Source organism: Actinosynnema sp. (genome assembly GCF_052038725.1).
In genome coordinates, this window is record NZ_JBQGCX010000019.1 from 1 (window position 1) to 6,519 (window position 6,519).

A 6,519-nucleotide genomic window follows, 5' to 3' on the forward strand; every position below is an offset into this window, starting at 1 on the left:
CCCAGCGGCGTGGGGTTCTCGCCGCGCAGCACCACGTCCCACCGGTAGCCCAGCGAGCGCTCGGGAACCGTGCTGCCCAGGTCGAACGCGGCCACCAGCGCGGCGCGCGCCGCCTCGTCGCGCACCGAGTTGAACACCGGGTCCAGCGGCAGCAGCGGGTCGCCGGGGAAGTACACCTGGGTGATCAGCCGCTGGGTGAACGCCCGCCCGAACAGCGAGAAGTGGATGTGCGCGGGCCGCCAGGCGTTGTCGTGGTTGCGCCACGGGTACGCGCCCGGCCGGACGGTGGTGAACGAGTACGCGCCAACCGGGTCGGTGACGCACCGCCCGACCCCGGTGAAGTTCGGGTCGAGCGGCGCGGGGTGCCGGTCGGCGTCGTGCCGGTAGCGGCCGGACGCGTTGGCCTGCCACACCTCCACCAGCGCGCCCGCCACCGGCCGCCCGTCCCCGTCGAGCACCCGCCCGGACACCGTGATCCGCTGCCCCAGCGGCTCGCCCGCGTGCCCGGCGGTGAGGTCGTGGTCGAACTCCCCCACCCGGTCCGCGCCGAGCAGCGGCCCGGTGACCTCGGTGAGCCGCTGCGGCAGGAGCGCGAGCGGTCTGCGCGGGGCGCGCAGGGCGTTCGAGCGGTACGCGGGGAAGTCCACGGGCGGCTGGGACTCCGGGTCCCGCCGGTACGCGGGGATCGTCGTGCTCGGCAACGCGGCCCCTCTCGGTCGACTCGACGTCTCGGCTCCGCCCGTGCGCCCGTGCGCCCAGGCGGCAGGCCCGCTCACCCGCCCTTGCGCGCGACCAGCTCCCGCAGCACCGCCAGCTCCTCCCCGCTCGGCGGCGCGCTCTCCTCCAGGTCGTCGGCCACCCGCAGCTCCCACCCGGTCCGCTCGCGCGCGGTCGCCACGTCCACCCCGGGGTGCAACGCCGTCAGCACCAGCTCGCACGTCCGCGGGTCCGGCCGCAGCACCCCGAGGTCGGTGATCACCACCTGCGGCCCGGCCCCGGTGAGCCCGAGCCGCTCCCGCTCGCCCGGCCCCGACCCGTGCCCGAACGAGGTGACGAAGTCGACCCGCTCCACGAACACCCGCGGGCTCTGCCGCACCACCACCACGACCTCCCCGCACGACGCCGCGATCTCCGGAGCCCCGCCCGCCCCCGGCAGCCGCACCGACGGCGAGGCGTAGTCCCCCACCGCCGTGGTGTTGATGTTCGCGAACCGGTCGACCTGCGCGGCCCCGAGGAACCCGACGTCGATCCGGCCGGGCTGCAACCAGTAGTTGAACACCTCCGGCACCCCGATCACGCTCACCGCGGTCTCGGCGAGCACCCCGTCGCCGATGGACAGCGGCAGCACGTCCGGTTTCGCGCCGATCGTGCCGGACTCGTACACCAGCACCAGGTCGGGCGCGTGGGTGCGCCGCGCCAGGTTGGCCGCGGTGCTGGGCAGCCCGATGCCGACGAAGCACACCGCGCCGTCGCGCAGCGCCCGCGCGGCGGCGACCGTCACCATCTCGTCCGAGGTGTGCCCGCTCACCGCAGTCCTCCCCACCAGCGGGAGAACTCCTCGCGGCTGCGGCTGATCGCGTCCCACTCGGAGTACGCCGCGTTGTCGCGGGTGGAGTAGCCGTGCGCGTACGACGGGTGCGCCCCGCCCGGCACGACGGCGACCCGGTCGACCACCCAGTGCGGCAGCACGACCGCGCCGGGCACCGGCTCCAGCTCGTCCACGACCTCCTCCACGGTCACCAGCGACCGCTCCGCGGCGAGCACCGCCTCCTTCTGCACGCCGGTGATCCCCCAGTACTGCACGTTGCCCTCCCGGTCGGCGCGCTGGGCGTGCACGACCGCGCTGTCGAGCCGCAGCGCGGACACCGCCGCGAGCACCTCGCCGGTGAACGGGCAGGTCACGGTCCGGATGCTGTCCGTGCGCCCCACCAGGTCCGTGCCCGCGTACCCGCGCAGCACCGCGAACGGCAGCCCGGACGCGGCGGCGGCGTACCGGTTGGCCATGCCCGCGTGGCTGTGCTCCTCCAGCTCCAGCGGCGCGGGCCAGCCGTGCTCGACGGCGTCGCGGAACCGGTGCAGCGAGCCCACTCCGGGGTTGCCGCCCCAGGAGAACACGAGCTTGCGCGCGCAGCCCGCGCCGATCATCCGGTCGTAGATCACGTCGGGGGTCATCCGCACCAGGGTGAGGTCGCGGCGGCCCTGCCTGATGGCCTCGTTGCCCGCCTCGAACGGGATCAGGTGCGTGAACCCCTCGAAAGCTGTGGTGTCCCCGTCGCGCACCACCTCCTCGACGCCGTCGGCGAGGGACGTGAGAACGGCCATCCGACCTCCTGTGCGCTGTGCGAACACGGGTGCGGCACCCGAACGAGCCTATGACCGGGCGGGCCGGGGCCGACAGGTCCGCGTGGAGCAGCGCCCGGTAACGGACGGCCGGTTCGGCGCGATCAACCACGGAAGTTCGGCGAGCACAGGGGGACGTGTGATCGAGGAGCGGCTGACCCCGCACGAGCGGGCGGTGCTGCTCGTGCTCATGGCTGAGGCCCGCGAGCTGACCAACCCGCAGCTGCGGGAGGTCGCCGGGTTCACCCTGGACGGGGCGGCCAGGCGGCGGCTCAACGGGCTGGGCCTGGTGACGAGCGCGAAGGTGGGCCGGGGGTTCGCGCACGAGCTGACCGACCGGGGCGCGGTGCGCTGCGCCGAGGAGCTGACCGCGCCGAGGCAGCCGAGGTCCGGGTCGGCCGGTGGCGCGCTGGCGGCGGTGCTGGCGGGCCTGAAGCGGCACCTGGACGCGACCGGGGGCACGGTGGCCGAGGTGTTCCGGCCCGACCCGGTGGCGCTGGTGCTGGCGGCGCACGACGCGGCCAGCGGCGGCCGGGGCGGTTCGGTGCCGCTGGCGGACCTGCGGGAGCGGCTGCTCGGGGTGCCGCGCGCGGACGTGGACCGGGCGCTGGGCGAGCTGGCGCTGCGCGAGGACGTGCGCCTGTGGGGCGAGGCGGACCAGAAGTCGCTGACCGACAGGGACCGCGAGGCGGCCATCGTGCTGGGCGGGACGGCGCGGCACCTGCTGGTCGTGGCGCGGTGACGCTCGCCGGGCCGGGCCTGGACGACGAGCGGCGCAACGCGCTGCAGGCCGTGCACTTCAACTCGGCGGTCGCGCCCGACGACGTCTGGAGCCCGCTCGCGCACCACGTGCCGGAGCTGCACGGGCCGGTCGCCGCGGAGCTGGCGCGGGCCGTGGCGTCCGCCGCGCGCAAGCCGCGCTCCACGCCGATCGGGGTGGTGCTGCGCGGGGAGCGCGGGGTCGGCAAGACGCACCTGCTGGGCTGGTTGCGGCAGGAGGCGCAGGCGCGCGGCGGGTGGTTCTTCCTGCTCAAGCTGCTGGACGACAGCTCGTTCTGGGCGGGCGCGGTGCACGGGGCGATCAGCGGGCTCAACCGCGAGGGCGACCAGCTCGGCGCGATGCTGGACGCGCTGGCCAAGGCGACCGGGCACACCGACGAGTCGCGGTTGCGGCTGCGCGGCACGATCCCGATCAGCCGGGAGTACCTGGACGAGCTGGTGGACCGGGTGCGCGAGCTGGACCCGCAGGTGGCGCTGGAGTGCCAGGACACGCTGCGGGCGCTGGTGCTGTACCGGGCGCGGGGGCGGCCGAGCGAGGTCGGGCACCGGTTCCTGGCGCTGGAGGACGGCGGCATCGACGAGGCGGACCGGGCGGAGTGGGGCTTCCACCTGCGGTCGCGGTCCGCGCAGCTGGTGCTGGGGGACCTGTCGCGGATCTTCGCGCTGACCGGGCCGGTGGTGATGGCCGTCGACCAGATCGACTCGGTGATCACCCAGCGGCCGGGGACCTCGGGGCTGGCCGACCGGCTCGCGGACGGGCTGATGCGGCTGCGCGAGGAGACCCGGCGGACGGTGCTGGTCGTGGCGTGCCTGCCCCGGTCGTGGGAGCTGCTGGCGGAGCGCTCGGTGAACTCGGCGGCGAGCCGGTTCGCGGTGCTGGACCTGCGCACCGCGATGCCGAGCGCGGGCGTGGCGGAGGCGATCGTGCAGCGGCACCTGGGGGCGCTGTACGCGGAGGAGGGGTTCGCGCCGCCGCACCCGACGTGGCCGGTGGCGCGGGCGGCGTTCGGCGGGGCGGAGGTGGCGCACTCGACGCCGAGGCGGTTGCTCCAGCGGGTCGAGGAGCACGTGCGGTGGTGCCTGGCGCACGACGTCGAGGCGGAGCTGCGGGACTTCGCGGCCGACCGGGGCGAGGGGCCCGCGCCGGAGCCGGACGCGGACGGGTTGGCCGAGCTGGACGAGCGGTTCGCCCGCGCGTGCGAGGCGGCGGACGTGACGTCCCCGCTGGACCCGGCGCGCGAGGACGAGCTGGTGCCGGGGCTGCTGTCGGCGGCGCTGCGCTGCTACGCGGTGGAGCACGGCGGCGACCTCGTGCTCGACCAGCCGCCGGGCCGCAAGCCCGCGCTGCACGCCCGGTTGCGGCTGACGCTGGACGAGGCCAGCGAGGACGAGGTGTGGTGGTCGTTCCGGGCGATCGCGCACGGCCACAGCACGGCGGTGCTGGCGCGGCTGCGGTCGGCGTGCCTGGAGGCGGGCGTGTTCGGCGGGACCGGCAAGCGCCGACTGGTGGTGCTGCGCGGCACGCCGTTCTCCGGCGGCCCGCGGACCGCGAAGGCGGTGGGCGAGCTGGTCGCGGCGGGCGGCGAGGTCCTGCCGCTGACGGCGGAGGACCTGCGGGTGTTCTCGGCGCTGCGCGAGCTGGTGGCGCAGGCGCCCGCCGGGCTGCTGGCCTGGCTGGCCGCGCGCACGCCCGCGAGCCGGACGCCGCTGCTGCGCCGGGTGCTGCCGCCGGTGGGGGCGGGTCGCGCCGGTTCCGACCACTCCTCCGGGCAGGACGAGCCGGTGTGGCCGGAACAGGAGTACGAGGAGCCGATCCGCGCGCTGCCGGACGTGCCGCAGCAGCAGTGGCCGTCCCCGCGGTGGCCGGAACGGGGCTGGCCTGCGGCCGAGCCGACCCGCCTGGCGGGCAACCTGTTCACCCCTAGGCCGGGTGCGCCCGACCCGTTCCAGCCGGACTCCGGCTGGAACGACGCGCCCGCTGCCCACGACGCCACGATCACCCTGGGCGCGGACGCGACGACCGGACGCCCGTTCACCCTGCCCCTCGTTCTGCTGCGCAAGCACGTCGCCGTGTTCGCGGGCACCGGTTCCGGGAAGACCGTGCTGCTGCGCCGCCTGGTGGAGGAGGCCGCGCTGCACGGCGTGTCCTCGATCCTCCTGGACACCAACAACGACCTGGCCCGCCTCGGCGACGCCTGGCCGTCCCCGCCCGAGGGCTGGTCCCCCGGCGACGCCGACCGCGCCCACCGCTACCTGTCCGGCACGGACGTGGTGGTGTGGACGCCGGGCCGCGAGTCCGGCAGGCCGCTGGTGCTGGACCCGCTGCCGGACTTCGGCGCGGTGCGGGCCGACCCGGACGAGTTCCGGGGCGCGGTCGACGCGGCCGTGGCGGGCCTGCTGCCCAAGATCGCCCTGTCCGGCCGCAGGCTGGTGCACGGCAGGGCGGTGCTGACCGAGGCGCTGGCCGCGTTCGCCGGTCGCGGCGGTCGGGACGTGGCGGAGTTCGCGGCGTTCCTGCACGACCTGCCGGAGGGCGCGAGCACGATGCGCGACGCCGTCCGGTTGGCCGCCGAGATGGCCGACAGCCTGCACGCGGCGATCATCACCGACCCCCTGTTCGGCGGCTCGGGCCACCGCCTGGACCCCGGTGAGCTGCTGCGCCCGCCGCCGGGCGCGCGGGCGCGGGTGTCGGTGATCAGCTGCGTCGGCTTGCCGACGGACGGCCAGCGCCAGGCGTTCGCGCACCAGCTCCAGCAGGCCCTGTTCGCGTGGGTGCGCCGCAACCCGGCCGGTGACCGCCCGCTGGGCGGCCTGCTGGTCCTCGACGAGGCGCAGACCTTCGCGCCGTCGCGCGGCGAGGTGGTGTCGAGCGCGAGCACCAGGCTGCTGGCGGCGCAGGCCAGGAAGTACGGCCTTGGCGTGGTCTTCGCGACCCAGGCCCCGAAGGGCCTGCACAACTCGGTCACCGGCAACACCGCGACCCAGTTCTTCGGCAGGCTGACCGCACCCGCGCAGTTCCAGGCGGCTCTGGACCTGGCAGCGGCGCGCGGCGGCCGGGTGGACGACGTCTCCCGCCTGAACGCGGGCCGCTTCTACGGCGCGACGGAGGGCACCGGCTTCACCAAGCTGAGCCTGCCGATGTGCCTGAGCCACCACCCGCAGGGCGCGCTGACGGAGGTCGAGGTGTTGGCAAGAGCACGCCCCTGACCCGCACAAGACCACCACACGCAAGACGAGCACCAGCGCCCCCACTCACGGACCGCAGGACGCGCGCGCTATCGGGTTGCAGGTTGACCACTTCACGAGCTGCGGGACGCGCGCACCAGTGGGTTGCAAGCTGACCGCTTCACGGGCTGCGGGACGCGCGCACCAGCGTGGTTGCAGGTCGACCGCTTCGCG

General features: G+C 75.7%; 5 protein-coding genes. 2 read left to right on the plus strand and 3 right to left on the minus strand.

The window, feature by feature from the left end; genetic code table 11:
• The 3 genes from pcaH to ACTUAL_RS00355 form a co-directional block, all read right to left on the minus strand.
• The coding region (pcaH, locus tag ACTUAL_RS00345) for a protocatechuate 3,4-dioxygenase subunit beta (RefSeq protein ID WP_440898855.1) at positions 1–701 on the minus strand (701 nt) is incomplete at its 3' end.
• A 71-nt stretch (positions 702–772) separates the two neighbouring features.
• A complete protein-coding gene (locus ACTUAL_RS00350; RefSeq protein ID WP_440898859.1) occupies positions 773–1,504 on the minus strand; it encodes a CoA-transferase subunit beta in 732 nt (243 codons plus the stop codon).
• A 20-nt stretch (positions 1,505–1,524) separates the two neighbouring features.
• Entirely contained in the window at positions 1,525–2,322 is a 798-nt protein-coding gene (locus tag ACTUAL_RS00355; RefSeq protein WP_440898856.1) for a CoA transferase subunit A, read from the minus strand.
• Between the two features lie 157 nt (positions 2,323–2,479).
• Between ACTUAL_RS00355 and ACTUAL_RS00360 the strand changes: the two genes are divergently transcribed.
• On the plus strand, positions 2,480–3,082 hold the full coding sequence (locus ACTUAL_RS00360) for a hypothetical protein (protein ID WP_440898857.1): 603 nt from the start codon (positions 2,480–2,482) through the stop codon (positions 3,080–3,082).
• Entirely contained in the window at positions 3,079–6,327 is a 3,249-nt protein-coding gene (locus ACTUAL_RS00365) for a helicase HerA domain-containing protein (RefSeq protein WP_440898858.1), read from the plus strand. Before ACTUAL_RS00360 ends, ACTUAL_RS00365 begins: the two co-directional genes overlap by 4 nt.
• The last annotated feature ends 192 nt before the right edge of the window (positions 6,328–6,519 follow it).

Bases quoted from the DNA above. Each gene is read 5' to 3' on its own strand.
- ACTUAL_RS00355 (WP_440898856.1), bottom strand. From the start codon at position 2,322: ATGGCCGTTCTCACGTCCCTCGCCGACGGCGTCGAGGAGGTGGTGCGC.
- ACTUAL_RS00350 (WP_440898859.1), bottom strand. From the start codon at position 1,504: ATGGTGACGGTCGCCGCCGCGCGGGCGCTGCGCGACGGCGCGGTGTGC.